General features: G+C 33.5%; 28 protein-coding genes and 1 tRNA gene. 14 read left to right on the top strand and 15 right to left on the bottom strand.

Annotated features, from left to right (window positions below; all coding sequences use genetic code 11):
- Positions 1-127: 127 nt before the first annotated feature.
- From AAGU22_RS11255 to AAGU22_RS11245, 3 genes are all read right to left on the bottom strand, one after another.
- Positions 128-403: a hypothetical protein gene (locus AAGU22_RS11255; RefSeq protein ID WP_458719199.1), complete on the bottom strand. Its 276-nt coding sequence runs from the start codon at positions 401-403 to the stop codon at positions 128-130.
- A 182-nt stretch (positions 404-585) separates the two neighbouring features.
- Positions 586-720, bottom strand: coding sequence for a hypothetical protein (locus AAGU22_RS11250; protein WP_458719198.1), 135 nt, complete (start codon positions 718-720; stop codon positions 586-588).
- Positions 721-957: 237 nt separating this feature from the next.
- The gene (locus AAGU22_RS11245) at positions 958-1,566 is read right to left on the bottom strand and encodes a hypothetical protein (RefSeq protein ID WP_458719197.1); all 609 of its coding nucleotides are present in this window, start codon (positions 1,564-1,566) and stop codon (positions 958-960) included.
- Between the two features lie 94 nt (positions 1,567-1,660).
- Here AAGU22_RS11245 and AAGU22_RS11240 point away from each other — a divergent pair, with 94 nt between their 5' ends.
- Positions 1,661-3,838 carry a hypothetical protein gene (locus tag AAGU22_RS11240; protein ID WP_458719196.1) on the top strand — a complete coding sequence of 726 codons (2,178 nt, stop codon included), beginning with the start codon at positions 1,661-1,663 and terminating at the stop codon, positions 3,836-3,838.
- Between the two features lie 561 nt (positions 3,839-4,399).
- Here AAGU22_RS11240 and AAGU22_RS11235 read toward each other — a convergent pair.
- The 3 genes from AAGU22_RS11235 to AAGU22_RS11225 all read right to left on the bottom strand — a co-directional run bounded on the left by AAGU22_RS11235 (position 4,400) and on the right by AAGU22_RS11225 (position 5,452).
- A complete protein-coding gene (locus AAGU22_RS11235; RefSeq protein ID WP_458719195.1) occupies positions 4,400-4,684 on the bottom strand; it encodes a hypothetical protein in 285 nt (94 codons plus the stop codon).
- Between the two features lie 383 nt (positions 4,685-5,067).
- Positions 5,068-5,274 carry a hypothetical protein gene (locus tag AAGU22_RS11230; protein WP_458719194.1) on the bottom strand — a complete coding sequence of 69 codons (207 nt, stop codon included), beginning with the start codon at positions 5,272-5,274 and terminating at the stop codon, positions 5,068-5,070.
- 103 nt (positions 5,275-5,377) lie between these two features.
- A tRNA-Val gene (locus tag AAGU22_RS11225) sits at positions 5,378-5,452 on the bottom strand.
- A 424-nt stretch (positions 5,453-5,876) separates the two neighbouring features.
- Here AAGU22_RS11225 and AAGU22_RS11220 point away from each other — a divergent pair.
- The 5 genes from AAGU22_RS11220 (at position 5,877) to AAGU22_RS11200 (ending at position 9,353) form a co-directional block, all read left to right on the top strand.
- Complete coding sequence (locus tag AAGU22_RS11220) at positions 5,877-6,149, top strand: hypothetical protein (RefSeq protein WP_458719193.1); 273 nt, start codon at positions 5,877-5,879, stop codon at positions 6,147-6,149.
- 219 nt (positions 6,150-6,368) lie between these two features.
- Positions 6,369-6,737, top strand: a complete 369-nt coding sequence (locus tag AAGU22_RS11215) for a VOC family protein (protein ID WP_458721781.1) — start codon at positions 6,369-6,371, stop codon at positions 6,735-6,737.
- A 330-nt stretch (positions 6,738-7,067) separates the two neighbouring features.
- On the top strand, positions 7,068-7,253 hold the full coding sequence (locus AAGU22_RS11210) for a DoxX family membrane protein (RefSeq protein WP_458721780.1): 186 nt from the start codon (positions 7,068-7,070) through the stop codon (positions 7,251-7,253).
- Between the two features lie 493 nt (positions 7,254-7,746).
- On the top strand, positions 7,747-8,523 hold the full coding sequence (locus AAGU22_RS11205) for an oxygen-binding di-iron domain-containing protein (RefSeq protein WP_458719192.1): 777 nt from the start codon (positions 7,747-7,749) through the stop codon (positions 8,521-8,523).
- A gap of 647 nt (positions 8,524-9,170) precedes the next feature.
- Positions 9,171-9,353: a hypothetical protein gene (locus AAGU22_RS11200; protein WP_458719191.1), complete on the top strand. Its 183-nt coding sequence runs from the start codon at positions 9,171-9,173 to the stop codon at positions 9,351-9,353.
- 453 nt (positions 9,354-9,806) lie between these two features.
- Here AAGU22_RS11200 and AAGU22_RS11195 read toward each other — a convergent pair whose 3' ends face one another.
- Positions 9,807-10,070 (bottom strand): hypothetical protein, encoded by a 264-nt coding sequence (locus tag AAGU22_RS11195; protein ID WP_458719190.1) that lies wholly within the window; start codon positions 10,068-10,070, stop codon positions 9,807-9,809.
- A 165-nt stretch (positions 10,071-10,235) separates the two neighbouring features.
- Entirely contained in the window at positions 10,236-10,712 is a 477-nt protein-coding gene (locus tag AAGU22_RS11190; RefSeq protein WP_458719189.1) for a winged helix-turn-helix transcriptional regulator, read from the bottom strand.
- A gap of 376 nt (positions 10,713-11,088) precedes the next feature.
- On the opposite strand from AAGU22_RS11190, the gene AAGU22_RS11185 reads away from it, so the two are divergent.
- A complete protein-coding gene (locus AAGU22_RS11185) occupies positions 11,089-11,361 on the top strand; it encodes a winged helix-turn-helix domain-containing protein (protein WP_196816661.1) in 273 nt (90 codons plus the stop codon).
- A 251-nt stretch (positions 11,362-11,612) separates the two neighbouring features.
- Here the strand turns inward: AAGU22_RS11185 and AAGU22_RS11180 are convergent, their stop codons facing one another.
- The 4 genes from AAGU22_RS11180 to AAGU22_RS11165 form a co-directional block, all read right to left on the bottom strand.
- Entirely contained in the window at positions 11,613-11,933 is a 321-nt protein-coding gene (locus AAGU22_RS11180; protein WP_458719188.1) for a hypothetical protein, read from the bottom strand.
- Between the two features lie 120 nt (positions 11,934-12,053).
- Positions 12,054-12,578 (bottom strand): hypothetical protein, encoded by a 525-nt coding sequence (locus tag AAGU22_RS11175; protein WP_458719187.1) that lies wholly within the window; start codon positions 12,576-12,578, stop codon positions 12,054-12,056.
- Between the two features lie 507 nt (positions 12,579-13,085).
- Positions 13,086-13,355: a hypothetical protein gene (locus AAGU22_RS11170; protein ID WP_458719186.1), complete on the bottom strand. Its 270-nt coding sequence runs from the start codon at positions 13,353-13,355 to the stop codon at positions 13,086-13,088.
- Between the two features lie 1,465 nt (positions 13,356-14,820).
- Positions 14,821-15,411: a hypothetical protein gene (locus AAGU22_RS11165; RefSeq protein WP_458719185.1), complete on the bottom strand. Its 591-nt coding sequence runs from the start codon at positions 15,409-15,411 to the stop codon at positions 14,821-14,823.
- Positions 15,412-15,866: 455 nt separating this feature from the next.
- Here AAGU22_RS11165 and AAGU22_RS11160 point away from each other — a divergent pair, with 455 nt between their 5' ends.
- The 4 genes from AAGU22_RS11160 to AAGU22_RS11145 all read left to right on the top strand — a co-directional run bounded on the left by AAGU22_RS11160 (position 15,867) and on the right by AAGU22_RS11145 (position 18,531).
- On the top strand, positions 15,867-16,088 hold the full coding sequence (locus tag AAGU22_RS11160) for a hypothetical protein (protein ID WP_458719184.1): 222 nt from the start codon (positions 15,867-15,869) through the stop codon (positions 16,086-16,088).
- A 337-nt stretch (positions 16,089-16,425) separates the two neighbouring features.
- Positions 16,426-17,412 (top strand): LpxD N-terminal domain-containing protein, encoded by a 987-nt coding sequence (locus tag AAGU22_RS11155; protein ID WP_458719183.1) that lies wholly within the window; start codon positions 16,426-16,428, stop codon positions 17,410-17,412.
- Between the two features lie 315 nt (positions 17,413-17,727).
- Positions 17,728-17,901 carry a hypothetical protein gene (locus AAGU22_RS11150; RefSeq protein ID WP_458719182.1) on the top strand — a complete coding sequence of 58 codons (174 nt, stop codon included), beginning with the start codon at positions 17,728-17,730 and terminating at the stop codon, positions 17,899-17,901.
- Positions 17,902-18,060: 159 nt separating this feature from the next.
- On the top strand, positions 18,061-18,531 hold the full coding sequence (locus AAGU22_RS11145; protein ID WP_458719181.1) for a hypothetical protein: 471 nt from the start codon (positions 18,061-18,063) through the stop codon (positions 18,529-18,531).
- A gap of 215 nt (positions 18,532-18,746) precedes the next feature.
- Here AAGU22_RS11145 and AAGU22_RS11140 read toward each other — a convergent pair whose 3' ends face one another.
- Both AAGU22_RS11140 and AAGU22_RS11135 read right to left on the bottom strand, forming a co-directional pair.
- Positions 18,747-19,337: an HNH endonuclease gene (locus tag AAGU22_RS11140; RefSeq protein WP_458719180.1), complete on the bottom strand. Its 591-nt coding sequence runs from the start codon at positions 19,335-19,337 to the stop codon at positions 18,747-18,749.
- A 451-nt stretch (positions 19,338-19,788) separates the two neighbouring features.
- Positions 19,789-20,373, bottom strand: coding sequence for a hypothetical protein (locus AAGU22_RS11135; protein ID WP_458719179.1), 585 nt, complete (start codon positions 20,371-20,373; stop codon positions 19,789-19,791).
- Positions 20,374-21,205: 832 nt separating this feature from the next.
- Between AAGU22_RS11135 and AAGU22_RS11130 the strand changes: the two genes are divergently transcribed.
- Both AAGU22_RS11130 and AAGU22_RS11125 read left to right on the top strand, forming a co-directional pair.
- Positions 21,206-21,547, top strand: coding sequence for a hypothetical protein (locus AAGU22_RS11130; protein WP_458719178.1), 342 nt, complete (start codon positions 21,206-21,208; stop codon positions 21,545-21,547).
- 1,037 nt (positions 21,548-22,584) lie between these two features.
- Entirely contained in the window at positions 22,585-23,148 is a 564-nt protein-coding gene (locus tag AAGU22_RS11125) for an ester cyclase (protein ID WP_458719177.1), read from the top strand.
- A 577-nt stretch (positions 23,149-23,725) separates the two neighbouring features.
- On the opposite strand, the gene AAGU22_RS11120 is transcribed toward AAGU22_RS11125, so the two are convergent.
- Entirely contained in the window at positions 23,726-24,097 is a 372-nt protein-coding gene (locus tag AAGU22_RS11120) for a hypothetical protein (RefSeq protein ID WP_458719176.1), read from the bottom strand.
- 468 nt (positions 24,098-24,565) lie between these two features.
- Here AAGU22_RS11120 and AAGU22_RS11115 point away from each other — a divergent pair, with 468 nt between their 5' ends.
- On the top strand, positions 24,566-26,176 hold the full coding sequence (locus AAGU22_RS11115) for a hypothetical protein (RefSeq protein ID WP_458719175.1): 1,611 nt from the start codon (positions 24,566-24,568) through the stop codon (positions 26,174-26,176).
- Positions 26,177-26,321: the final 145 nt, after the last annotated feature.

Below are 26,321 nucleotides of genomic sequence, written 5' to 3'. Positions count from 1 at the left end.
ATTAAGAAGAGCGCCGCCGAACTCAATTCAATCAATTCCTATTAACTAGAACTTTGGATCTGTGTCGGCTCAAACCCTAAAGAAATGATTTTTTTCTATTTTGTATCAAAAAATATTCAAAAAAAATCTAATCAAAAAATTTTATAGAATTTAATATTTTGTTCATATTGTCTGTAGTATTTGGATTATAAGACATACCTGAAATATGAATATTATATAAATGATCTTTTGTTCCTACAAATGTAAATGATTGTTTTGTTTGAGATGTCGGATCTAAAACTACAAAGGTGTACCCGATTCTACCGTCGTATATAGCAGTGAATATATCTTGGGTTATATCCACATTTTTCAAATGATTTAACTTAACATTTACAGCTTCCTCTTGTACATCTACATTATACATGTCATTATGAAACGAACTTGATATTGATATGATTATAGGTTGTGATTTGATATCTGTATGACTGTTAAGAATTTCTGATGGATCTATATTTTTAATATTTAATGGGTCTTTCTTTATACTATCTAACCAATCTGATGAATCCGTAGTTATATGAGCGGGTTTTCCTGGAAATATTGGGTAATCTATACTAAAGTGAGATGGCTGATAATATGTTTTCCACTATTGTGTTTGGTGGGGGCCACCGCAGTATTACCACTAAAACCATTACTAATCATAACTGTGCCGCCCCCCAACCCCCAACCAACTACTAATATCACTATTAACCCAACAACATTCTACATCATAATATTATGTTGTTCTACTACATTATTCCTCTATTTAGCTTTTATAGTGTGTTCCTCATTTAGAAGTTCCTTAAGAATAAGAAGGCAGCATATACATCATATATTGATTTCAAAAGTTTTGGCGACGGCGCATTAGTAAATTCTTCATCAATTACCAATATAGTCGCTAATTTCTATAATGTGGCCACCCTAACTCAAACTCCGAACACGTCAATCTATATAGTCAAACAATGTACCATTCGTTTTGATATTCTCTCCGTTCTTAACAGAATTCTTAATTCTCTCTATCAGCTTTTGATTCTGCAATACAAGGCAGAAGAAGAAAAGAATAGAGATATTAGATTCTGAAACTTTATCGATTAGCACTTTGGCCGCCTCATCATCTAAACTAACACAACAGTCAACTAACATCTTTAGTAACTGTTCTCTATCATCTTTATGAAGGGCGTATAGCAACCCGCGCCACCTTTCACAAGTTTTGTCAAACAATGCTTTGGCTAACGGTTTATCTCTATCCAATACAACCAATTTCTGATTTATGGAATCCTCAGTAGTATTGTCCTCATCTTTACACAACTTCAAAAGCGTTTTATAGTTATGGAACAAAGCACCCATCATAATAGGCTCAATTGGGATTGGTCTGTTAGAATTAGAGAGATATTGTGTATACAATTTTGCGTTTTCAAACATGGTGTTAAAGGCTTCTTTGTCATTCTTAGTCGATAGTACTTTCTTAAATTCAGACCAGTTCAACCTCTCGATTTCAATTAGGTGTCTAAACGAAGGAATACTTATTTCAAAAAGATGAATCTCTAGCATTAACAGACATCACTCCAGAAACTGGCGGTGGTATATTCTCACTTCATCAACAGATACATTAACTAAGAAAACATTAGATCAAACAGATAACTTAATGCCATATCCAACTGCTTACACATACACAATTTACCAGGATGGAGTAGCAGTCAAATCCCGTAACAACAAAACTGGTGCTGTAACCTCTAAGGCTAACCTTGATCCACTCATTACTGCCATCTTAGCATCTGGAGACCCATCCTTTGAAGTTCAATCTGGAATCTATGATCTACACTCTTCCTTTGTCGGTTGGTCTGTTGCAAGCCACATGAACGCGCATATACATACAAATACTAGGATCAATGTTCCGGCAGGCTATACTGGTACGGTGTGGAATTTTAATCCTGCTCAAAACACGGTCTTATATAATGCGTATCTGAGAGGTGGTGTTTATGATGAACAAGGGACACAAGATAACAATTGGAACTGCATAGGTATCGCTCCTGCCGATGCAACCGATCCGGATTTTCCAGGTGCTGTATATGCGAGTCAAATATCCAATATTAGAGTCTGGCGTTGTGGAAAACCTCTCTATCTTCACACAACAGGGAGATCATGGATAAACCAGATGAGATTCATAGACATCTATTCTGAAGCCTGCAAATATGACGTATACTTTGAGCATACTGGCACGTTTACCGCTGATCAGTCAGGATGCAACAACAACTATTTTGAAGACTGCTCGATTCAAAGCACTACCACCGATCCAACAAATCACTATCCACAGACCCAGGGAGGAATTGTAAATGTAAACGGTGACAGAAATATGTTCTTACATTGTAATGTTTGGGACATCTGGAAAAATGCTTCCGCTCCTTCGATGACGATATCGGCTAATGCGAAATCAACCAAAGGTATAGGCGGAATTCTTACCATTCAGAACTATTCAGACTCTGGAACAAAAACTCATATAGATGATCAATGGTCTGGCTTGTCAACTAAAAACTCTGTGTCTGTTTATGACCAATTGAAGCTTTATGGGAATACTGACACTCTAGAGGGTTGGCAACCAGCTCTTAACGTAAGCCGAGTAACAGATGGCGGATTTGAAATGGTTGCTAGTTTTAGTACAAATGAATCATCAGATGCTTTGACCGTTGAAAACGGCACGAACGCATCAGGCTCATTCAATCCAATTTGGAGAGCTATGGCTGTATCTGCTAACTCGCCTCATACAATTGAAGCCTTCCACTTGGGTGCGTATATCAAAAACGCCATAGACACGGGAAATGTGCCCGCTATCAAAGTGGCTGCAAGATTACAATCCACACCTTTCACTCTATCAAATCGTCCAATGTTTGGCGTTTCAAACTACAACACCGATGAGTATCTCTTTTACCATGACAGGGTGGACATGCACAACAACCAAATTGTAAATGCGGTCATGGGAAATCTTTACTATAAGAGAAATCCTCAAACTACAACATATACAACTGTTGAGAACGATGTGGTCATCCCATGCTCTGCTGCTTCTGGTGCCTTCTCCGTAACATTGTTGAGCGCCGCATCTAAAGGAGGTAAAATCTACATCTTCAAGAAAACTGATACAACTTCTAATATTGTAACTTTGGACGGAGCTAGCTCAGAAACCATAGAAGGTCTATCAACTTGGGAATTAAGAAACCCTGGAGATTGGGTCAAGATAATATCCGATGGAACAAACTGGAATGTTATAGATACTAACAAAATAGAACAGCTTTCAATCAGGAGAACAGGAACATTGGCCCCAAACCGCTACTATATGGCCGGTGTAGTAAGCCAAGCAGCATTAGCAACAGCTGCAGCCGTTACAGCCAACACTCTATATGCTATGCCTTTCACAGTCGATAGAGTTCAAACGATAGATTCTGTAGGTGTAAATCTAACAACTCAGGTGTCTTCTTCCAAAGTAAGAATGGGTATATACAAAGATCTTAATGGGGTTCCTCATGCTTTACTAGCTGACTTGGGAACTGTGGGAATTACAAACCCCATAGGATTGAAAGAGGTTACAGGGTTGAAGCAGAAATTACAGCCAGGAATATATTGGTTAACAGCTGTGTTTTCACACACTCCTACTATATCATTTGTAGATGCTGATGCCATATCATCTATATTCGGTGTTTCTTCGTCGGCCGCTGTTAACACGGGTATAAACGCCTCACATACCTACGGTGCTTTACCATTAACCTATCCAACCATAGTGGTATCTGCTGCAACATCGCAACCTGCATTCTTCTATCACTTCTCAGGATAGGGTCTAGTTTTTTATCCAAAGTTAGGGCCGCCCTCTTTTATACATTGTCAGGTTTCACTAAACCCTTAAACTGTTTGTTCTTTGTTCCCTCTCCACGAAATGTTGATATAGTTTCTCAAAAAATCAAGAAATTTTTATACCCAGAATATAATGTTCTGTGGATCAAATATGCTAGAGTTCAATCAAATGACTAAACGAAGGAATGCTTCGACCCATTTGATTTTAAACTGTGTTTGTATATATTTATCCTTTACGCAGTGTAAATATGCGTATTGAGGAATTAGACAATTCCTATATTCATATAGTCAATTACAGAATACAATTAGTGGTTTTCTTAAAAGAGGAAAAATTGTAAAGCTCATTATACGACAGAATCTCATTTGTCTAATGCAACTCTAAACTCTGGATCTCCACCCGTAACTCTGCTGTACAATATTCCTCAGTATTACAAAACATTTTAGCTTCGTAGAGTTTTGCTTGCAGTTTTTTCTTTATCTTCGTAATAACCGTAGGTGAACATAGTTTTTAAGATAGAAACGAATGGATAGTTCGGTTTATGTTTTAATACTCGGCATATTCGTCTATGGCCTTTTGTGTTGGATAGATAGAGTCAACGTCTTTTGAGTCTACATAAATGTAACCATTTTCCATCAAGTTATCTCGAACATACTGTCTCATTTCCATGTTTGACTCGTATTTGTCGTTAATGCCTTCTTGAGTTCTGCAAGCGTCATTAAAGATATCAACAAATTTTACTGGTACTTTTAATTCACTGTTTGTACTTTCAATCAAAATCTTGACAAACCTGTGGGTTAGACGCTTGATGTCTTCAGAGGTATGTTCCATCTATATTCTATTAGAGAAATTTCTTTATAAGATACTACCAACAAAACCTAACCATGTGTAGTTGTTGATATTAGTAAAAATGTACATGTATCTCATTCTAAAGTGGCCCTTCTCGAAAAAGCTTAATTCTAGATCCCATAAACCTATAATATTACCATGTTATCAAAAGCAGAGGTTCTATATCTTCAGAGTCAAAAACAAGTTTCTCAATCATATGAAAGAAAGTTAAAATGCTTGATCGGAAAGAAGGTGGAGGTTTTACAAAAAGAACTTCCTCTATTGTCCAGACTTTTAGCTGGCAATTCGATTATGTCATCTAATACTTGTGATCAAGTTAGAGAGCCGGCGCCCATATCTAACCGCAATGACCAAAAGCATCATGATTATAACATTGGAAAGTCTGACCCTTCATTCAAACGCGCTACTAAATATAGTAATTCACAGTCCAAGCGTTTGGAAAGTGTCTCTGGAGAAGAAGTAAACTCACTAAATCTATACAAAAGTTCCTCGTCAGTTAGTGATGTTTCGACCCCCGCTACTGAATTTAGTAATGTGGAATATGATGCCGCTACGAAAAACAGTAATTCCAAAAATCCTGTAAATGTTACAAAGTATTCTCCAAAACCTTCAACTAATACGCCAATGAGTCATGAAAATCTCAATAAATCTATTCAGAATGACTTAATTTCCGAATGGGCCGGGTCGGATTCGAACCAACGACCCCCGCCATGTCAAGGCGGTATCTTAACCAGGCTAGACCACCGGCCCTTATATTACAATTATTGATTTTCTCTCTACTCTTTATATATAATTGTTCATTATTTTCTGATGAAGTGGATTTGGCAGGTTTATTATGGTTTTTAATGGATTCTTGATGATTAAGATCTATTTTCTTATCAACACCTATAAAGTCATCAGCGCAGTGGTTGATATCGATCTCACTGCTTTTAGAAAGATCTATTGGTTTATTCCTGAAGTTTCTGCTTACTGAATTTAGGAAATTGAATTTACGAAATGGTAGATAAAGTAGAGACAGTCCTTACAGACCTGTCTAAAAACCTGTGGTAAGCCAGAATATGAAAGTTTCTTATAGACAAAAAATCTCTATCAAATTACAATAGAAAATAATAGCAATATAAATTCAGTTTTAAGTAGAACAATCGGGATATAGCATAACGTTATTGTAATATTAATGCATAAAAAGCCTTTGAAGAATACATTAGTCCTAGCTTCTATTGCTCTCTTGCTGGTGGTTTCACTTTCACTTCCAACCAATAATTTATCTTTCGCCTTTTTGGGCTTTGATCTGGGTGGCAGTAGCAGTACTGATCAATCCTTAGGAAACTCACAAAGGTCCATACAAGGAGCCCAGTGCTATTCACCAAATGCCAGTATTATTGATTCATGTAACTCTGGAGACGCAACAGCCAGTGAAAATCTTGGTCATAATATATATGGACAATAAATAACTTCATTTTTTCCTGTTGTTTCTAACATTATCAGAAATTATAACAATCAAACTTGAGCTTTTCGTAAATTTGAAACTATGATTGCTGTCATTCTTGTCTAAAAGTACACATTACAAAAGTTTTTTTTTACCATTTTCTTTTTAAAGAGTATTAAGTATTAATGACAATGAGTAAATCAATAGTTTCGAAATATGGAGTTGCTTGAATTGCCTACTGTGCAGCATTTCGAAATCCCTGCAGATGATGTAGAAAGGGCGATAAAATTTTACAAAGGGGTATTTGATTGGACCATACAAAAATTGGCTAATCCTGAAGACCCTTCTAAAGATTATTGGTTTTTTGACACTAAAGACGAAAATGGGAATAAAGGTATTGGCGGCGGACTAATGAAACGTCAAGCTCCAGAACATTCTGTCACAAATTACATTACAGTGCCGTCTGTTGATGATTATGCTTCCAAGATTGAAGAAGCAGGTGGCAAAGTGATAATGCCAAAAACAGAAATTCCGGACATGGGATTCATAATAGTATTTCTTGATACAGAGAAAAACATGTTTGGATTATATGAGGCCATAAAAAAATAGACTACTATACTTTTGTTCCCTTACCAATTTTTATAGAAATTATAATTATTCTTTCACATGATAATGAGCGAAAATATTGATCAGACCGTGGTCAAGGCATTCTATGATTATGAACATTCATCATCCTATTCTCAGAAAACGTCATATTTGTTTGATTTTTTTTGCTAACGTGGTGCAAATCCTATGGTAGGAAGTGAAAGCATGAGTAACAGCCGTATTTTGATGACTTTTGGACCACAAATATTAAGAATTGTACTCGGAACTTTATTTATTACGAACGGATGGTCAAAACTTATCAATCTATCCCAAACATAGGGTTATTTCAACTTAATTGGGTTACCTGCAGAGTTGGCCCTATTAATTGGTCTTCTCGAGGTTGTAGGCGGCTTATTTCTAATACTTGGACTATTGACTAGAATAACCGGACTTTTATTTGCAATAGAAATGATTTCTGCCTTTATAATCGTTAATACCTCTGATGTGGTAATTCTTCCAGAGGGCTATGAATTAGGTTAGTTATCCATACCGATATTATTTATGGCTATTTCTATTTCTTAAATGTTACCAGGACCTGGTCGATTTTCAGTTGAATGGAATATTATAAAGCGTGAACTTTTTCCAGGAGGATAGCAGATTTTGGAAGCCTTAAAATGATATCAAAATCCCATGATTCCCATGATTCCAAAATGACATATTATCATTAGAGAGAACTTTATCATGATCTTTCTAAGTTTAGTTCTATGATTTCCTCAATCAACAATTACCGACAAAGATTTTTTTCTGATCCAACTTTTTATTGAGAGCATTGTCATATGGTCTGTCATCCAAATGGATTGGGATCTGAACCAGAGGACAATCCCAGGAATATTAAAAAATTAGATGATATACATATTAGCATTTTTTTAGATTGCATGAGGACTCTATATTTCCAAATAGGAGGTTGAAGATGATCTAGTTGGGAAAATAAAAATTTGATAATATTTATTTCTTTGATTTGATACTAGCAAATATGCCTGAAGTAAGTAAGATTATTAATCCAAGCAAAATTGAAGTCTCCATTTCTGAGATTGGTGATGGAATATACAGGATCTGTGGATTTGACGATGCCTATGGAATTACTTTTAATCAATTTTTGATTGATGATGAAAAACCTATCTTAATACACACTGGTCCGGTAGGCATGTATGAGAAGATTGAGGCCAAAGTTAAGGAAGTAATCGGATTGGAAAAATTAACTTACGTATCTTTTCTGCACTTTGAGAGTGATGAATGGGGCGGTATGGAGTTCCTAAACAGCCCAGGGGCAAAATTGGTTTGTAGTGATCTCAGTTCCAAATTAAACTTGACTGGCTGGAATAACGTTCCTTTAGATCACATTTCATTCTGGGATAATGAAAAATTGAACATAGGAAAAGCAACACTGAAGTTTATTATGACTCCTCATGTACATCATTGGGACAGTATGATGATATTTGAAGAGAATTCAAAGTCACTTTTTACTTCGGATTTATTTATCCAACCAGGATTCAACAAACCTGTGATCTCAGAGGATCTGTCCGATTCTATGATTGCTCTATATCGGGCGGTAGGAATCTTTGCGAGCGAAAAGCCTGTAAGAATAACCAGCAAAAGACTAGAAAAATTAAGTCCAAAGATGGTTTATCCAATGCATGGGTCATGTATCGATGATTCCATATTTTCTAATTATGTTGATTCAATCATGAGGAACGACTTTGCATACTCTGGAAAACTATTAGGACAAAACATGGAATACGAGGCAACTTAAAAGATCCTCCATAAGAAATTTAGTAGATAATGTCCATAGAATATGGTCTAAGTATCAAGAAATATAGTCATTGGATGTTATTTTTTATTTAACATAATCTTTTAAACATTGAAGTCCAAGTTTAGACTTGACGTTCTCTGGCTTTAGATGCTTAAAGTAATTCAAAGTAAACTGAGCATCAAATATCAGTTACTACTTGGAGTATATGATATTTTATTTCATGCTCTATTTAGTGTATTAAGAATATCATGATCCATTTTTTAAAAATATGAAAACCCTTTCAAATTGTAGGTTAGTCTTTGATTTTTAGAGACCCTCAGGTGTCTAATGAAGATACATAAGTTTTGTAAATAATATTTATTGTGATGGATATATGGGATAAAAAATTCTGTTACTATTTTCTCAATTACTTTTCTCTTAATCTTGTTATCTAGATCATGGTGCAAATAAATATTATATTCATAACTTAAAGAATTCTAGTCTAATTTATCTCTTCACATTATAATGAATTAAATGTTATCAAAGAAAAAGGAATAAGTAAATAATGGTAACAATTGCAGTGATGTATTTGATTCTAGCCGTTACTCCGACTGTCATGACTTCTGATATTGAAGTGGTTTTCCCTCATTCTAGTCACAACCTTGATCATGATCACAAAGATAAAGACTGAAATGGCATTTCAAATAAAAAAGCAGAGCATGGCATCACAAGAACAGTCATCAGTAGAAAACAGTCAGGTCGTATGGGTTGGCGAATCCATTGGATCAGGGAATAAGGTGGACTTATTCTTTAATGACAATATAGGCAATTTGGCATTAGGCCAACAATAATCTTTTTCTATATCAAACTTTATTGTATAAAGTCTTGAAGTGCACTTAGGCCGTCAAAGACGTGAATCATTGTAGTCTGTATGATGCATTTCTTTATAGTGGGCTTACTGCTTTCTAAGATTTATTGTGATTGCTTTATTCATGGTTACCTCTTAGTGTTCTCGAATCAAACGTTATTTTTGAGTGCTACTTAATTGTCAAGGTCCAGAAGCAAGATCCGATTGATTTTTAAAAAAAACGGTGGGATTATTGAAAACAATTTTATAATTTAACCGTTCATAGATAAATATCGAAGACTACGAAAATTATTTAAGTAATTTTTATAAATTTTTGCTTTTACTCAGTATTTACTATAATTTAAGTAAATATTGAAATAATGCAATTGTTATTGCGGTATATCTAAAATCAATTGTTAATTATGGAAATTCAAAATTGATAATATTAAAAAAAAGATTATTGTTGGCCTAATGCCAAATCGCCCAATTGTTCTTGCAATTGTATTCCTACATTGTTACATGATGCGAAGGTGATTTCACCAGATACACATTGTGCATTCTGTTCGTTTGATTGTCCTTGTTCGATTCCCTGCTCTGCTTCGTTATGTTTACCTGTTGCAAAGGCCATGTTATCACCAAGTACTACAACTGAACCAATTAAGGCTGCTGCAATAAACATTGCAAAAATTCCTACTTTATAGTTTTTTGTTATGTTACTCATTATAATTATAAAGTATAACTGAAATTAATTATATCATAGTTTGGATACTTGTTACTAGTTTTTTTTTAGAATATCATGACGGTATTAAGTTACTATATTAGTTTATCTTAATTATTTTATAACAAGATTAAGTTGATTCTAGTTTTTTGTTAGTTTCTTTCAGTATTACCTTAGTCTGAACCTTTTGTTATATTCAAGTATCCTCTGTCTTGTTTCAGGTTGAAAAAAGACTTCGTCTAATCTCCTTGGCTTTTTGTCCTCAAAAACAAATTCAGGATACCATTTCGACCCAAAAGCCGTTAACAAAAGTAGAATGGGTAAGATGTCTTCTCCCTTTTCGGTCAAACTCCATAATATCATTACTTGGTCTTTTCTCACTTCCTTGCATTTTATGATACCTTCCCTTTCCAACTCTTTTAAGCGCATGGACAATACTCTTGGTGTAAGCCCTGGAATTGATTCTAATATTCTATTAAATCTCCTGATCTTTAGAAAACCAATGTCTCTTATTATTAGCATGGTCCACTTCTTGCCTAAGACTCCGAGGCTTGTTTTGATGGGGCAGTTGACTATTTTGACTTGAGGTCTTATTATACAATCCTCCTCATCACCATTTTTTTCATATTCGTTTGAGTATCTCAACTATCCTTTCACTCCACTTTTAGATCTTATGCTATATTTTGTATATCTTAAAGTATTTGAATAGTAGACTGTCCTAACTGACTGATTTTTAAAGGAATAGCTGGTTGACAAAGTCATTTTATGTAATTATGATAAAATATAACCGCGATATTTATAGAAATATTAGATCTTTTATTATATGAAATTATGTCTCAAATTTCCCAATTTGTCATCAATTTCTTAGCTTCTAAATATTAAGACGAGTTGAATTGTTTAAACCACCTTCTGTTTATTGCCGCATTTTTTTTGGCAAATGGCATAGAGGTTCGTAAAGTTGTAAGCGATACTGGCTCTAATTTGTAGACGGTTATATACTAGTGATGTTATATATATCAATATGAAATACAGAAGCCGCACTGAAATTGTAGCTATGATTCTTGAAGCAGCCAATGGTGGCGCTACTAAAACTAAAATAATGTACAAAGCTTTTCTGAGCTACGCACAACTTAAAGAATATCTCTCTGTTCTTATAGAAAATGATTTAATTGAATATATAGAAGGATCGGAATATAAAACAACCCAAAAGGGACTGATTTTCTTAAAGATGAATAGTGAAATCGAAGAATTACTTGCGACTCCAACCAGAAATTATAAAACTATAATTAATTAGAAAATTTTTTTACTACTTTTTCTTAAATCTGAGTATAGTAATTGTAGTCAAAATTCGTAATTTTTTATGGTTTATGCCATGAATACTCATTAACATTTTTTGATATCTGACAGTCTGAAAATCAGGTTATAAATACATTAATAGCTCATTGGAATTTCGTGTATTGTAATTAACATGGTAACTTTGGTCTAATCCAAAGATTCTCTCATATATAGAAATAAAAATTTTGGCTGGTATATGTAGTAAAGTTATTACTTAAGTTTTTTAATGGTGATGTTATTTACGTCGTTATTAGATCTGTCAATGCGTCTACTAAGCATCTTAAAAGAATCTAGCGTATCCATTTCTATCATTCCTGGTAAATGTGTGATCTCTGCTACATAATTATTCATAACAAAAAAATCACTGATCCTGGTTTCAATGATTATATTATCTCCTTTCATGTCTTCTGAAGATGATCTATTTATCACTTTGACTAGCTTTGACATTCGTTTTTCAGTTTCTTGTGTTAAAGGATATTTTCCCGAACGAAATGATTCTTCAATCATTTCACATAATTCTGATATCTTCAACTATACTCTAATGACAACTACTGTATTTTAACATGATTGATAGGGATAAAGTCCTAAAAGCTATGTTAGATTGAAGTGTTTGACCTTCTTCGATCTGCTTAAATCTATCAAAAAAAAATTTTATTGTTGACCTAAAGCGTTATTTCCAGAATTTTCTTGGTTTTGGAAGCTAAAGTTATTTCCTGAATTTGTGGTGTCTCCCCCGGAAACTACTTGGCTGTTTTGTTCTGATGATTGTGATTGTCCAATACCTTGTGATGCTCTATTGCCATCATCGTCGTCATCATCACCGCCGCTTTGAGCTAATGCGTTATTACCTTTGTTGAATTGGTTTTGGAAGCTAAAGTTATTTCCTGAATTTGTGGTGTCTCCACCGGAAACTACTTGGCTGTTTTGTTCTGATGATTGTGATTGTCCAATACCTTGTGATGCTCTGTTCCCGTCATTATCATCGTCATTGTCATGATGTTTAAAATATTTCTTACACCAGTTTTTACTGTGATCGTCTCTGCAATCATCCCAGCTTTTGTATTTTTGGGCAAAGACGTCTCCAACATTTGATATTGATGGACCTATTATCATTACTGTTGCTAGTGCTACTACAATTAATACTGTGGTAGATTTTGTATTATTTGACCTAAACATTTTAGTATTAATTTCTATACATAAATTATAAGATATAATAATTTTTTAAGATCTTTAGCATATTTAGTTCTATCCGATAAATTTAGAATAATTTTACAAAATATTTATTTATAACCTGACTAAAGACTTGGCTTTATCATTTAAGTGAATTCCTAGTTGTTCATCAAACGGTTATGTAGGTTCTGCGACGAGATCCAGAAACATACTACCTCTTATTACTATAATCAATTGGAGAATCATGTTTCTTGTCTCTGACTTAGATTTCAAACCGATCATTCCATTTACAGATCTCTTAATTAAATGAGTGGAACGGTGAATTAAGCCCTGGAACTGATTTGTTACTATTACATTTCCTTAAATGTAGGAACTGTTATCTTAAAATATTATTATTGTGTATATTGATAAATTGACACAATCGTATTTAGAAGTATTTTGTAGCATTTAGGATGATATTTAGATATCGTATTGTAGGAAAACCGTATATACCATGGATTTAGAAAAAAATTTTTATTTTTGACCTAATGCTTTTTGACCGTCATTTAGGTTAAAAGATAAATCAACGTTATTACCTGAAGCAGTACTGGTTCCATTCTCTGAAAACACTTCACTGGATTGTTCAGATAATTCACCCTGTGATAGACCTTGTGATGGGGCGTCAGATTTCTTATTTGCGTAAACATTTAATTCATCCATGCTCACTGATACTTGGCCAGCAACAAATAATGATGCAATAGCAAGCACTGCAATAATTATTGGTGTTCTAGTTATCGTAGACATTTAAATCATTAAAATTGCGATGAACTTTTGATATCTGACTTTTCAAGCTAAAAACTATAAAATTCTTGTGTACTTTAAGATTGAAAATATTATATTTTAGATATCTTATCCTGATTCTATCGTTGGTCTGATACTTTACCTGAGGCCACGCTGTTTATTACTATAGTCTAGAATCAAAAATCTGAATATAAATTCTTTTCAATCAAGTATTCTTGATTTAGTCGCCCTACTATGATGATCGCCATGCAACATTAAAAATCGACAGTCGATGAAAAAAGACTAAAGGTTCTTAATCAAACCAAATATTTTTACATATTGATATTCACTGAAAATCACAAATTACCTTGGATTGAGAATAAGCGTTTATTTGATGATAACACTAAACTAAACACATACACCGTATTGATTTTTCCTTTCGACCACTCTTCAGGAGTGTAGTATGATACTGTCTACAAATTATGTTTGATGTCTAATCATTGTGTGGACTTATTATTTCTATTAAATGCATAACGTATCATGGCTGTGCACATTTTCTATCTTGATTGGGTTTATTTTTTAAAGAATTAAATCAGAGAATTTATTTTTTGGTTACCTCTTTTGATATTTATAAACTCACTATAACAAAACTTATAATCATTATAAATATTAATTGTAGTAAAAAAGGTGTTACTATCTTAATGTTAATGTATGAAATAGATAGGTGTGGGATTACAAAAGTCGAAACTATTACAGAAGATGCAATTAAGAACCGTTATGTAATAAGAACAATGGTTGTGATTATTTATTTTATGCTCATCCCTATTATGAATGAAGTGAAAAAAATGAGATGGATGTTCCTCCCAACGGCTTACCCATGTCTTTAGAAATAAGTGAAAAAAATGGTGACTGATCATTGATAATTATTGCTAAAACATCAACCAAATAGGTACATTAGGAAAACGATGATGATGGTCATTTATCCTACTATTTTGCATAATATCTGAGATGTTACCAAACTTTCTTAATTAAAATCATTTTCTTGCAAATTAATAAATGAACGAGTAGTCTTTTCCCTTTTGATATCTAGCATTTACTAGTTTTATTGGAGATCTAATCTAAGTTGTCGTCTATCTATATTATTCTATCACCAGTAAACCAGATACAATGGCATCCATAATAGCGACACAACATAACTGAACTTGACTTAACAAAAAGCCGGGTTTGTCCAAATATCAAACAAAATCTAAATCTATAGTTTTATTAAAATCAAGGCAAGTGAGATACGAGAAAAGTTGATTTACCCTTTAAACCCTATACAACGAGACCTTTAATACAGTTTCATAGAAATACTGGAAATTGGATAAATCAGATTATTCTGCTAGACACTTGTTGCTAAATGTTATCTTTATCCTATAGAAAATTAGTTAGCTAAAAAAAGTAAATGAAAAACTCTTGACTCAACTTGTAGTCAAAAGTTGGATTTTATTTAAAGGCTGTTTCTGTTATCTCTTTCAAAAGATTCGTAAACTCTTGCGTTTCTCTTTCCTATTTCTGCAAATTGCTTTGATTGTTCTTTTGTGTTGTTGATTACTGTTTTTACTATTTCAACGTTTGAAAATGCAATATTGTTCATTACTCGGGTAATAGCTACTGTATTTTCTGCACAATTATTGGCTATTTTTGAATAAATTTCTGGATATCTTCTAAATATATCTTGGTTGTTCCATAACTGGTTATTTGCATTTTCAAAATATGGTGTTACAATGGATTGGAAGGAATCAATGGTTTGTTTTTGATAGTCAAGGTAGTTTTCTGCCATATCTCTTGTAGCTTGAACTGCTTGCTCTTGAACCTCATTTATTGATTTTGTGTACAAAGGGATCTGATTTTTTGCTTCGGTAATGTTTCTTTCAATATTTTTTTTGGACTCTTCAAATACCTGATTTAGAGATTGTGTGTTTTCTTCTACAGCTCGATTGAAAATTTCAGTATTGATTTGAACTGCTTGATCTATATTATCTTTTGTAGTTGAACTGGTTGTAGAGGTAGATGTTTCTTTTTTATCTTGTTTTGACATTATTCATAGTTATCCATCGCCTTATATAAATATTGGTATAAAATGGTCTTTATTACCATTGATTTCATATACGAAAGATTAATGAACCATTTTTTGGATTGAATAACCATTAGAGCCCAGAATTATTAATGTTGCTTTTATTCGTGGTATAGTAAGTACTATCCAACTCGATTAGAGTAAGAATGTACGATTTTGGACTTGGACTTGGACTTGGATAGGTCTAGTAGAAACAAACTTCCACTCTTCTGTTCTGATTTTCTAATTCACAACTATCAATGATCTTAGTATTTACATGATAAAGCACGAAAAGCTCTTGGCGTTTTATTATTTTTGATGAAAAATGGAAAATGTTTCCAATCAAAGTTTAACCTGGTATTTTACACACAAAACTTAAAACATATAATATAATAACATTCGTTGAATAAGTTTTTTATCTTTTAACCTTATCATATAATGTGTTTCAAGATAATATGACCTGCAAGACCCATTTTAGACAAGTCCCGGGGCTGGGACTCACTGCCGTGGTACCTAAAGAGTGGTTGAATAAAAAGGTCAAATTTGAATATGGAGAAAAGGAGTTTGAAACCTATGTTATGTATCGTGGAAAGCGATCAATTATCCGTTTGGAACAAAAATCTCTCAGCGGAGGACCCGTTACGATTAAATTATTAGATTAAAAGATGTATATTTGAATATATTACAAATACATGTTGTGCTAGAAATATAGTCGCCCATTAAACTTTTTGTTGAAATTTTTAGAGAATTGTCTATTAATATCTCAAAATCCTATTAAATTTCTGAATTCTAATTTTGCATTAGCAAGATAATAGTGGTCGGCCGTTGAATTGATTGCTTAACTTTCCTTAATCCCACTGATTGTTTGATGGATTTAATTAACACAGACTTTTGTGCAATTTAGCCATCAGTAAAATTATCATTTCTGAATTTATACTATCATTTCTCTAATACGATATTATAGAAAACAATTATATTAAAAAGAAAAATAAACTCGGTATGGTTCAATGGACCGTTGAATCACTATTACAGCATATAACCGATTCAGATTATACAATTCAAGGACAAAAATCTCCATCAAAATCAATAAGAAATGTGTCATCATTGCATACTGGAACAGGAGATGATGTTTCATTTTGTTCATCTGAGGAATACAGAGGCATGCTCTCTATTTCACAATCAAACGCTGGTGTGATACTTTGTAAAAAAAGTATGGAGGGGCTGGTATATCCAAATCACAAGGACGGACAACTATTGATATTTGTTGATAATCCTAGACTTGAATTTACAAGACTTGCAAAGCGTATTACCCATGCTTTGCCTAAGGTTGGTATTTCCAAAAGTTCTGTTATAGCCGATTCAGCAAAGATAGGAAGGGATTGTTATATTGGTGACTACGTAGTTATCGGTGATAATTGTTCTATTGGTAATAATACTATAATAGAATCAAAAGCAAATTTGCAAAATTGTAAAGTAGGAGATAATTGTTCTATCCAACCAAATACAACCATTGGTTCTGATGGATTTGCATTTGAAAGAGCATGTGATACTTTAGATCTAGAAAAATTCCCTCATTATGGTAAAGTGGTGATAGAAAACGATGTAGAAGTATTTGCAAATTGCTCTATCGCACGAGGATCTCTCTCTGACACGATTATAGGACAAGGAACCAAAATTGATGCTTTATGCCATATAGCTCATAATGTCAATATTGGAAAAAATACCGAGTTAACAGCTGGAACTATAGTAGGTGGTAGTACTATCATTGGCAATAATTGTTGGTTAGGGCTAAATAGTACTATAAAAAATAAGATAAAAATAGGCGAACAAGTTATTGTGGGTTCAGGCAGTTCTGTTATTTATGATATTGTAGATGAAGACATTGTTGCAGGCGTACCAGCAAAATCTATAAAAAAGAAGGTGACTGCAAATAAAGAGAAACTCTTTTTAATGGCTGGACAATTAAAATCTGACTGGATGCAATAAAAATATATCAAGATTTCTTTTAATTTTGTACTTACTCACGACATCTGTCTCTTTATTATTCACAAGTCTTCTTAGGTCTTTTTCCTATTTTTGGAATTTAAGGTACTATTACTGCAATAGCTATTGAATTTATAGCTACAAAGTAAAAGTTAAAACGTATTACCATTTCTATTGCTGCGGAAAAACATAAACTTGCTGCTGTCCTCAAATCTAATACTTTCTTATTTCAGGCCTGTCTGAATTATTATAGTCAAATAACTCGCCTTTATTTTTATTCTAATCACTAGAAATGCTATTCTAGGTACGATCTGGGAAGTGGTCCTCGATGTGGACTTGGGACCAACTAGTGCAGAAAAATATGTAAATATCATTGAACCTCCTCACAATTCAAAGTCCCGATCCATGTTACCTTCCCCTTTGACTTTCTCTCTTTTTGCTCCAATCCAAAAATCAACCCATAATGATAGCTCAGTATACAATGCAAAATAAGGTCGTTTATGTAAAATAATCCTAGAAACATTGAAACCAGAGAACATAATGCAATATAATATTTAGCTTCATTCTTCCCCAACATAAAATAGAAATATTTTTGGTTCTGGTACAAATTGATGATTTCGGTTTCAAAATTTTGGTATTAAATAGATGTTCATGTCAAGAAAAGCATTATATGATTTATTTACATATGGAAGAATTGTGGTTTTTGATACCCCCAAGAACAATTATTTGAGGTATACTGACATAATTCATTGCTCATTCGAATACTATAGAGAAAGATTAAAGCGGGAAATCAAAAATGAGCACGATAACAACAATAATTTTGCTCTCATTGATTTCTTTGAACGACTTGAAAAGACATTAAACAAAACTAAAGATTATTATTTACAAAATATTGGTAACATTATCGGATCCTCGGAGAATCCTATTAAACATTCGAATATCGGTATTCTTAGAAGTGTGCTATTTGTTTACGATAAGGATCTAGACCGCTGTAATGATTTACTAAACCAGCAATACAACTTGTACCCTGTTGGAGAAGGCTCAATAAAGGAGAAATCAACTTTAGTAAAAGAAATATTGGACAAAATTATCCAAAGACCTGAATCGTCAGAAACTAATTAATTTTGCTGTAGTGCTTTTTACACTGGCGTAGTTTCGTCATTATCACAAATAACAATAGCTTGAAGGGATTTGAACCAATATGTCACATCCCAGTAATCTGTACGGACTACATCGTTGTACTTTATCTTTTCATTATTGAACTAATAATCATTTTGCCGGTATAAACTGGCATTAAACATTGTCAAATATAACGGTGATTGGATGTACAAACGCGCCTAATTTTTAATCAACTTGTTCCTAGTTTTTATGGCATGACAATTCGGACAAAGTGCCTGACAGTTATTTTCTCTATTATCGGATCTATTGCCATTCTTGTGATCATAATCTATTACCTTTAAGACCTTTCTACAGTAAGCACATCTATGATTTTGCTTTCTAAGAATTCTTTCTCGTGTCCCTTGAGAAAACCCTTTTCTGGCCTTATTCATACTTCTCTTTAACTTTTTAAGAGAATTCAAAACTAATCCAGTAACCGCGATTGAAAATAATATTACAATCGATGAAGGTCGGAAAAGCGTGTCGAAAATCTTTGAAAAAGATATCTCTATAAAACCATTTAATTCAACATTGCCAGAAAAAGCATTAACAAAAAAGTCTAAATCAATATTCGTATTTCTGATCTGGTTTGAACAGTCTTCTGCTCCATCTACGTTACTAGTGGATGACGACGATGAATAATCTATCAATTCTGTTACTAAGTGATTCATATATTGGTCTAATGAGACACTTGAACTATCCCTTAAGCAATGGGTATCATATGCGTACACGGAATGGTCTTGGACAAATGTTGCGTCTAAGGTAAGCATCGGATTTAAAACTGCGGATAAGGCAAGGATCAAAATGACCATAATCAAATTGGACCGACACTTATAATGGTATATGCGAAAAAATATAGAATATGATTAATAATGATTGTTGAATTTTTCTCTATTTGAATCAAAGGTACAAGATTTTCATGAATGTTGAATCTTCTAAGCTTTTGTGGTAGGTCTTTTAGCTCTAGTTCATGTCTATTTCAGGTTAACTAGTTTATGCTAAAAACATGGGTTTAGGATCTAAATCCTTATAAATTTAATAAAAAAATTTTTCTAGGTAAGTTCAAATTTTCGTCAAATAGAAAATACAATGATATGTTTAGCTTTTAAAACTTTTTGTAATTTGAAGATAAAAAAGATAAAGGATTGAATCTATTTTTAAATTTTTGCAGTCGAGCCTTCACGTTTAGATATTACATATGTTGTTATTTTCATTCCGAACTTACGGTGCTTCTGGGGAGGCTCCTTGACTCACGTCGATTGTATTAATAATTTCACAGTTTTGTAAATAATTATCAGATATCGTACCATTTGCTTCTTGAAACACGTCTACTTGGTTAAATTGAGATGAGCAATCCCCATTAGAGTCTGTTAAAATAGTTACAATCGCTGTTTCTCCTAGCTGATTTTCAATATCCATGGTATCAAATGCTGTTTCTGAAATGGTATAATCACCTGGATCTAAAGAAATATTTGTTCCATTAGCCGATCCTTGAAAACTAGTCATGTTTGGATTATTGCCTGTTACTACTAAATCGAACTGACTTGCATCAACATTTTCAAGCACAAATTGACAGACGGAATCATCATTTGGAATACCTAAAGAGGAATCGCAATGAACAATTTTGGTTACTATGACAGTGGCTTGTTGTCCTTGAGTTGCGTTTGCTACTACTGGTTGCTTCTTAGTCTCAACCGTTGAGTTACTTTGAGCATATATCTCCCAACCAACCTGATGATGCCCTCCTATTGAAACCGTATTCAAAATGAAAATGATTGCAGCTGATATGCCTAATAATTTAATCAATTATCTAGTATGTACAGAGGGGATTAATTAATATTTAAAAGAAATACCTTCATAATTCCCCCATCCAGCACCTTGAAATATCATAATGAAAAGGCTAGGGTATGGTATTACTGGATATTATATGATATGATCGGAGTACTAGTTAGATTCTATAACTATACAAGATGAGGATAAGTAATTATTGTTGATCAAAACGGAAAATTGTTTAAATTTTATTTTTGATAAAATTTCCCTATGTTTTGAGAGTACTAAATCATATTTTAAAGATAACTGATCCTTTTCTATCTTATTTAAAAGCTTTGGATCTAGTGAGTATATTATATTTCATATAAATATTAAAATTTCAATTTCCTTGTTTGAATTTTACACAAATACAGGTGTTCTTATTTATTTGTGTATCCAATATTTAGATAATTTAAGGTTTACGATTACTTGTTGAAAGTAAATACAATCACTGCTATTTGTGTTTCAATTTTTGGCCCTCTTTTATTGCTTTATGATATGATATACAATCTCCTGTTTTTCTTCATGATCTAAATTTTACTTATTATGCAAGTTGAGGTTCTAGAGGTGAAGGCGATGAAGACCGGTTTTAAAATATAAGTTCTATGTGGATTCCAATGGGAATGGGGGAATAGAAGGTTTTGAAAACAACAGAATTCAAAAATTCAGTAACGATTAAATTTATCTGATTATGTTCTACATCAAATATGATTCAACTAACTATCTAATTGTTTGTTCTTTTGTTAGTCAAGTATCTAATTTGTTTTACCAATTGTAACAATTTTGTGACTGTCTATATTTATATATCAATAGAATAAATTGAACCACGATGCAAGAATTAAGATTTTCTATAATTATGTTTTGTGCCATTGGGGTTTTAGGTTTATTGATTGGGTCCCCAGCTATTTCAACTGTAAACGCAACCACATCACCGTCATCACCGCAACAAGAATCAACTGGATTATCCGACAGTATCAAAGATTCCGCACTAGCAAACCTTTCTCAAGCCTTACAAGAGGACAAAGAAGATGGTAATCAAAATGGTGGAGAAAATTGGGATGAGGCTATAAATAACTTAGAAGATGAAATGGGATTTCCGGTGGATGAAGATGTCGAAGAAGCACTGATGAATATAACCGAGGTACATTTGAATAATATGTCAATCCAATGAGTAATTTATTGTATTTCCGTTGCATGACTGCAAAAGTTTATTGCTAGAAATACTGTTTGATTGCAAAAAGGATCCATATATTTTTGCTCCAAATCTTGATACTTTTCGTAGCAGTCAATGAATTCTTCAAGAACCACAAAGAAAACGTTACTAGGTTGATTTATCTCAAGCCCAATAGCTATATAACTATCATTATTTGAAACGATTCAGTTCTGGCTAATAAATAGAATGACAAACATGGTATTCTCTATGGGAGTTCTCCCTCAGGGACTGGTCTTGGACTCTATATTTGCAAAAATATCGTAGAGCTCATGGAGGAAATATATGGACCAAAAACAATGATGAGAACAAAGGCGCGACATTCGCATTTACTTGACCAATTGTTGCTCCAAAGATTGGTTCAATTGTAAAGGGTTAATAATTCAATTTCGAATAATTGTTATTTTCAATAAATTTTGGATGTATATAATATCCAATTGTTTGTCCAGTATGATATTTAACGTATTCATAGCGTTACCCGTAAAGTAAATCAGTGAACCATGAATAAATAAAAATTATTGAACTGATTTCCAATAAATCGTATTTAAATTTCCACACATTTTACATTCAATACTCGTTGGAATTGTATCTCTGTCAGGGTATTTTGTTGACTTCTTGTGATCCGAGTCAGGGGGTGTAGCAATGTATGATTCTCCACATTTTGGACACGCAAACATTGTCATGGTATTGGTTATCATCTATCATATGTAAACATTAAGTCAGGATGTTTTAACATTGATTTAATACTAAAGCTTGATTAGCATTATCAAATTTTTCTCCAAACACGTATTTTTCTCAAATTTATCCTCCCGGAAACCAATTATTTCAATTTCCCAAAAGATCCAGGATAGATAGCTAAAAATAAATTCCATTTTAGCATTTTAGATCAGGTAGCCGATGAAATCAGATTTATCAAATTCATGAGGATTTTTACTGTTTTCAGGAAGGGAGTATACCTATCATAAAATATACTAATCTCAAATAACAGAATCTTTAACTTGGTCTTGATATCCGCATCAAATAGACAAATCCTTAAGCGACAAAATCCTCTGACTAGTATGGCTGAAGAGCCTGAAAAACTAGGTAAAATATTTGATAAACATATAGAATATGAATTCAAAAAAGAGGATGTTGAAGCAACTATGACTACAATGACTGATGAACCATACGTTCATCATGTACCGACTTTGACTGGTGGATTTGGATATGATGCAGTATATAGCTTTTACAAAAATAGGTTTATAGGAAAAATGCCAAAAGATATAAAAATAAAACCTATATCACGTACGGTAGGTAAAGATCAGGTAGTAGATGAAATCATAATTAGTTTTACTCATGGTAGAGAGATTGAATATATGTTACCGGGGGTAGAACCTACAGGCAAATATGTGGAGATACCTCATGTAGTTATTATGAAATTTGCCGGACCTAAAATTGCTCATGAACATATATACTGGGATCAGGCTTCAGTTTTGGTTCAAATAGGACTCATTGAAGAAAAAAATATACCTGTTACTGGGATTCAACAAGCAAGACGAATGCTGGAGTTATGCGATAATTAATTTATTTGTAATAACCTATTATTTGAGTCCATAATTCTTGATAACTTTAGTCTTGCAAGTCGTTTAGACCTAATTGTCGGACAATTTGGCGAATTTTATTTTGCTGTAATAATGAATGAGATACTGGTCCTACTTTAAAATTCTTATTTATGATACTAATCTTGTTATATTCTATTACACAAGATATGTGGATGAGAAAAGACAAGCTTTGATATCCCCGTACAATGCATTATCAATGGAATTCAAAGCAAGAATTTGTTTTCATTCTACCGCTTCATATTATTAATCCTTGCATCCATTGGATAATTATATGTTAACATCTAGAAAACCTGTGTATCCATAGTTAGGTGATTAATAAAAAATAATTTCTGAATTTTTGTGGGACTATTCAAAAGTGGTTACTATTTACCGATAATATTATGAATACATATAGGTTTGTTGTCTCTACTTGGGTATAAAACTAAAAAACATGATAATTCTAATTCAAAAAAGCCAAACCGTTTTGCTTATAAATTAATAATAGTAAAATCTGGGATTAACTAGACAAAAAAAAGATTGCTTTTGATCCTAGGATTATCTAGGCACCTTCATTTGATGAAGGTGAGTCCCATATTAAATTATTAGCATTATTTTGTATTTGAACCGTTTCATTATATGCTTGGTTTAGTAAATTCACTGCTTCTGTAATATTGTTATTGCTAATCGCCGACTGCGTTTCATTGATCAATACCTGTGTAGTTTGTACTGCATCATCTAACTGGAAAAAAGTATCACTTTCCTCACTTGTAACATTTCCAATGTTACCCACCGAATATGTTTGAGTGTTGGGCACCGAAAATGTTTGAGCTATCGCTGGGTTATGATTATTACCTAGAATAAATGATGTCCCCATTGCAACTGCCACTAACAAAAATATAAAAGGCAATTTTGAATTCATGACGTATTTCATATTATTCTGTATACTTGATCTAGAGATCTTTTAAATTTTTTCATGATTTATTGATAGAGTTGTCTTAAGTAACTTGTAACTAAATTCAATGTGCTTACTATGAATTAGGTATAAATTTTATGACTTTACACTATATTCAAAATTTTGAATATTTAGATAATCTTACATACCGGCTGGAATATTTTAAATACACTAATTTGTACTGCCTGGTGAGTTAATCTTTTGATAATTGAAATGGTTATTTCCAGTAATAATGCAATCTTGCCGCGGTGATATAGGCCTTTTAACTACCTAATTTTTGCATACTAACAATAACTATTACCAAATCAGCAGAAATCAATAGCAAATTAGTATTCATGTTAGGTAAGATAATTTTAGAAAAATTTTACTAATGATTGTTATTGAACATTATTGTGGTTAATTTGAATAAAGTTTAAATAACAAAAATAAAAATAAAAAACCACTATAATGAAATACCATTTGATTATATTACCAATATTCATTATGTTAATTTTGGCTCCGGCTTTAATTGCTGCTCCAAGTAATGTATATGCGCAAAATGAAATTACCCAATCTATAAGACAAATTCAGAGTGTCAGTCAGCTTGGAATTTGTTTGGCTGGAATTGACACTTTTATATCATGTCTCAATGCAAACTTCCAGACCCAACAAAACAGTGGAAGTAACGCCGCAGCTCAACAAGGTGGAAGCGGTAGTGGTGGCAGTGGCAAAGGTGGCAGTGGCAAAGGTGGCGGTAACTCTATAGATCAAGGCATAGGACAATCCCAATCCTCCGGTCAAAGTAGCTTAGTAGTCGCAGGAAGTAATATAGAAGATTCTGGCAACAATTTAAATACTCAAACCCAACAAAACAGTGGAAGTAACGCCGCAGCTCAACAAGGTGGCAGTGGTAGTGGTGGCAGTGGCAAAGGTGGCGGTAACTCTATAGATCAAGGCATAGGACAATCCCAATCCTCTAACCAAAATGCAATGTGTGTCGCAGGAGGTAGTATAGGTAACTCTTGTAACAACACAAGTACTCAAACCCAACAAAACAGTGGAAGTAACGCCGCAGCTCAACAAGGTGGCAGTGGCAAAGGTGGCGGTAACTCTATAGATCAAGGCATAGGACAATCCCAATCCTCTAACCAAAATGCAATGTGTGTCGCAGGAGGTAGTATAGGTAACTCTTGTAACAACACAAGTACTCAAACCCAACAAAACAGTGGAAGTAACGCCGCAGCTCAACAAGGTGGCAGTGGCAAAGGTGGCGGTAACTCTATAGATCAAGGCATAGGACAATCCCAATCCTCTAACCAAAATACAATGTGTGTCGCAGGAGGTAGTATAGGTAACTCTTGTAACAACACAAGTACTCAAACCCAACAAAACAGTGGAAGTAACGCCGCAGCTCAACAAGGTGGCAGTGGCAAAGGTGGCGGCTACTATATTAATCAAGGAAAAATACAACAATCCCAATCCTCTAATCAGGATTCATTGTGTGTTTCTGGTGCCGATGCTTATGTCGGAAGTTGTAACAACACAAGTACCCAAACCCAACAAAACAGTGGAAGTAACGCCGCAGCTCAACAAGGTGGCAGTGGCAAAGGTGGCAGTGGCGACTCTATAGATCAAGGCATAGGACAATCCCAATCCTCCGGTCAAAGTAGCTTAGTAGTCGCAGGAAGTAATATAGAAGATTCTGGCAACAATTTAAATACTCAAACCCAACAAAACAGTGGAAGTAACGCCGCAGCTCAACAAGGTGGCTACAGTGAAAAAGATGATCTAACCCATGAGGATGACAAGAAACAGACCCATAAGACTGACAGACATCAAAACGACGAGACTGACAGACATCAAAACGACGAGACTGACAGACATCAAAACGACGAGACTGACAGACATCAAAACGACGAGACTGACAGACATCAAAACGACGAGACTGACAGACATCAAAACGACGAGACTGACAGACATCAAAACGACGAGACTGACAGACATCAAAACGACGAGACTGACAGACATCAAAACGACGAGACTGACAGACATCAAAACGACGATGAAGATGATAACTAGTCATTAACCCTTTTTTTGGTTTTTAGATAATTTTGAACCTGATGTATATAAAAATACCTAATTTTTATTTAGTTATGAGGTTAAACCTTTAAAATCTATTATCGAATAATCCTCATGTCAGAATGTGATCTTTGACAATAAAAAA

The sequence above is a fragment of the Candidatus Nitrosocosmicus sp. R genome (genome assembly GCF_054408505.1).
The sequence above is the reverse complement of the archived record's forward strand: the minus strand, read 5'-3'. Positions and strand labels throughout refer to the sequence as shown.

Coding starts and splice junctions, on each gene's coding strand:
- AAGU22_RS11255 (WP_458719199.1), bottom strand. CDS start 403: ATGTATAATGTAGATGTACAAGAGGAAGCTGTAAATGTTAAGTTAAAT.
- AAGU22_RS11245 (WP_458719197.1), bottom strand. CDS start 1,566: ATGCTAGAGATTCATCTTTTTGAAATAAGTATTCCTTCGTTTAGACAC.
- AAGU22_RS11240 (WP_458719196.1), top strand. CDS start 1,661: ATGCCATATCCAACTGCTTACACATACACAATTTACCAGGATGGAGTA.
- AAGU22_RS11235 (WP_458719195.1), bottom strand. CDS start 4,684: ATGGAACATACCTCTGAAGACATCAAGCGTCTAACCCACAGGTTTGTC.
- AAGU22_RS11220 (WP_458719193.1), top strand. CDS start 5,877: ATGCATAAAAAGCCTTTGAAGAATACATTAGTCCTAGCTTCTATTGCT.
- AAGU22_RS11205 (WP_458719192.1), top strand. CDS start 7,747: ATGCCTGAAGTAAGTAAGATTATTAATCCAAGCAAAATTGAAGTCTCC.
- AAGU22_RS11200 (WP_458719191.1), top strand. CDS start 9,171: ATGATCACAAAGATAAAGACTGAAATGGCATTTCAAATAAAAAAGCAG.
- AAGU22_RS11195 (WP_458719190.1), bottom strand. CDS start 10,070: ATGAGTAACATAACAAAAAACTATAAAGTAGGAATTTTTGCAATGTTT.
- AAGU22_RS11185 (WP_196816661.1), top strand. CDS start 11,089: ATGAAATACAGAAGCCGCACTGAAATTGTAGCTATGATTCTTGAAGCA.
- AAGU22_RS11175 (WP_458719187.1), bottom strand. CDS start 12,578: ATGTTTAGGTCAAATAATACAAAATCTACCACAGTATTAATTGTAGTA.
- AAGU22_RS11170 (WP_458719186.1), bottom strand. CDS start 13,355: ATGTCTACGATAACTAGAACACCAATAATTATTGCAGTGCTTGCTATT.
- AAGU22_RS11165 (WP_458719185.1), bottom strand. CDS start 15,411: ATGTCAAAACAAGATAAAAAAGAAACATCTACCTCTACAACCAGTTCA.
- AAGU22_RS11155 (WP_458719183.1), top strand. CDS start 16,426: ATGGTTCAATGGACCGTTGAATCACTATTACAGCATATAACCGATTCA.
- AAGU22_RS11145 (WP_458719181.1), top strand. CDS start 18,061: ATGTCAAGAAAAGCATTATATGATTTATTTACATATGGAAGAATTGTG.
- AAGU22_RS11140 (WP_458719180.1), bottom strand. CDS start 19,337: ATGCTTACCTTAGACGCAACATTTGTCCAAGACCATTCCGTGTACGCA.
- AAGU22_RS11130 (WP_458719178.1), top strand. CDS start 21,206: ATGCAAGAATTAAGATTTTCTATAATTATGTTTTGTGCCATTGGGGTT.
- AAGU22_RS11120 (WP_458719176.1), bottom strand. CDS start 24,097: ATGAAATACGTCATGAATTCAAAATTGCCTTTTATATTTTTGTTAGTG.
- AAGU22_RS11115 (WP_458719175.1), top strand. CDS start 24,566: ATGAAATACCATTTGATTATATTACCAATATTCATTATGTTAATTTTG.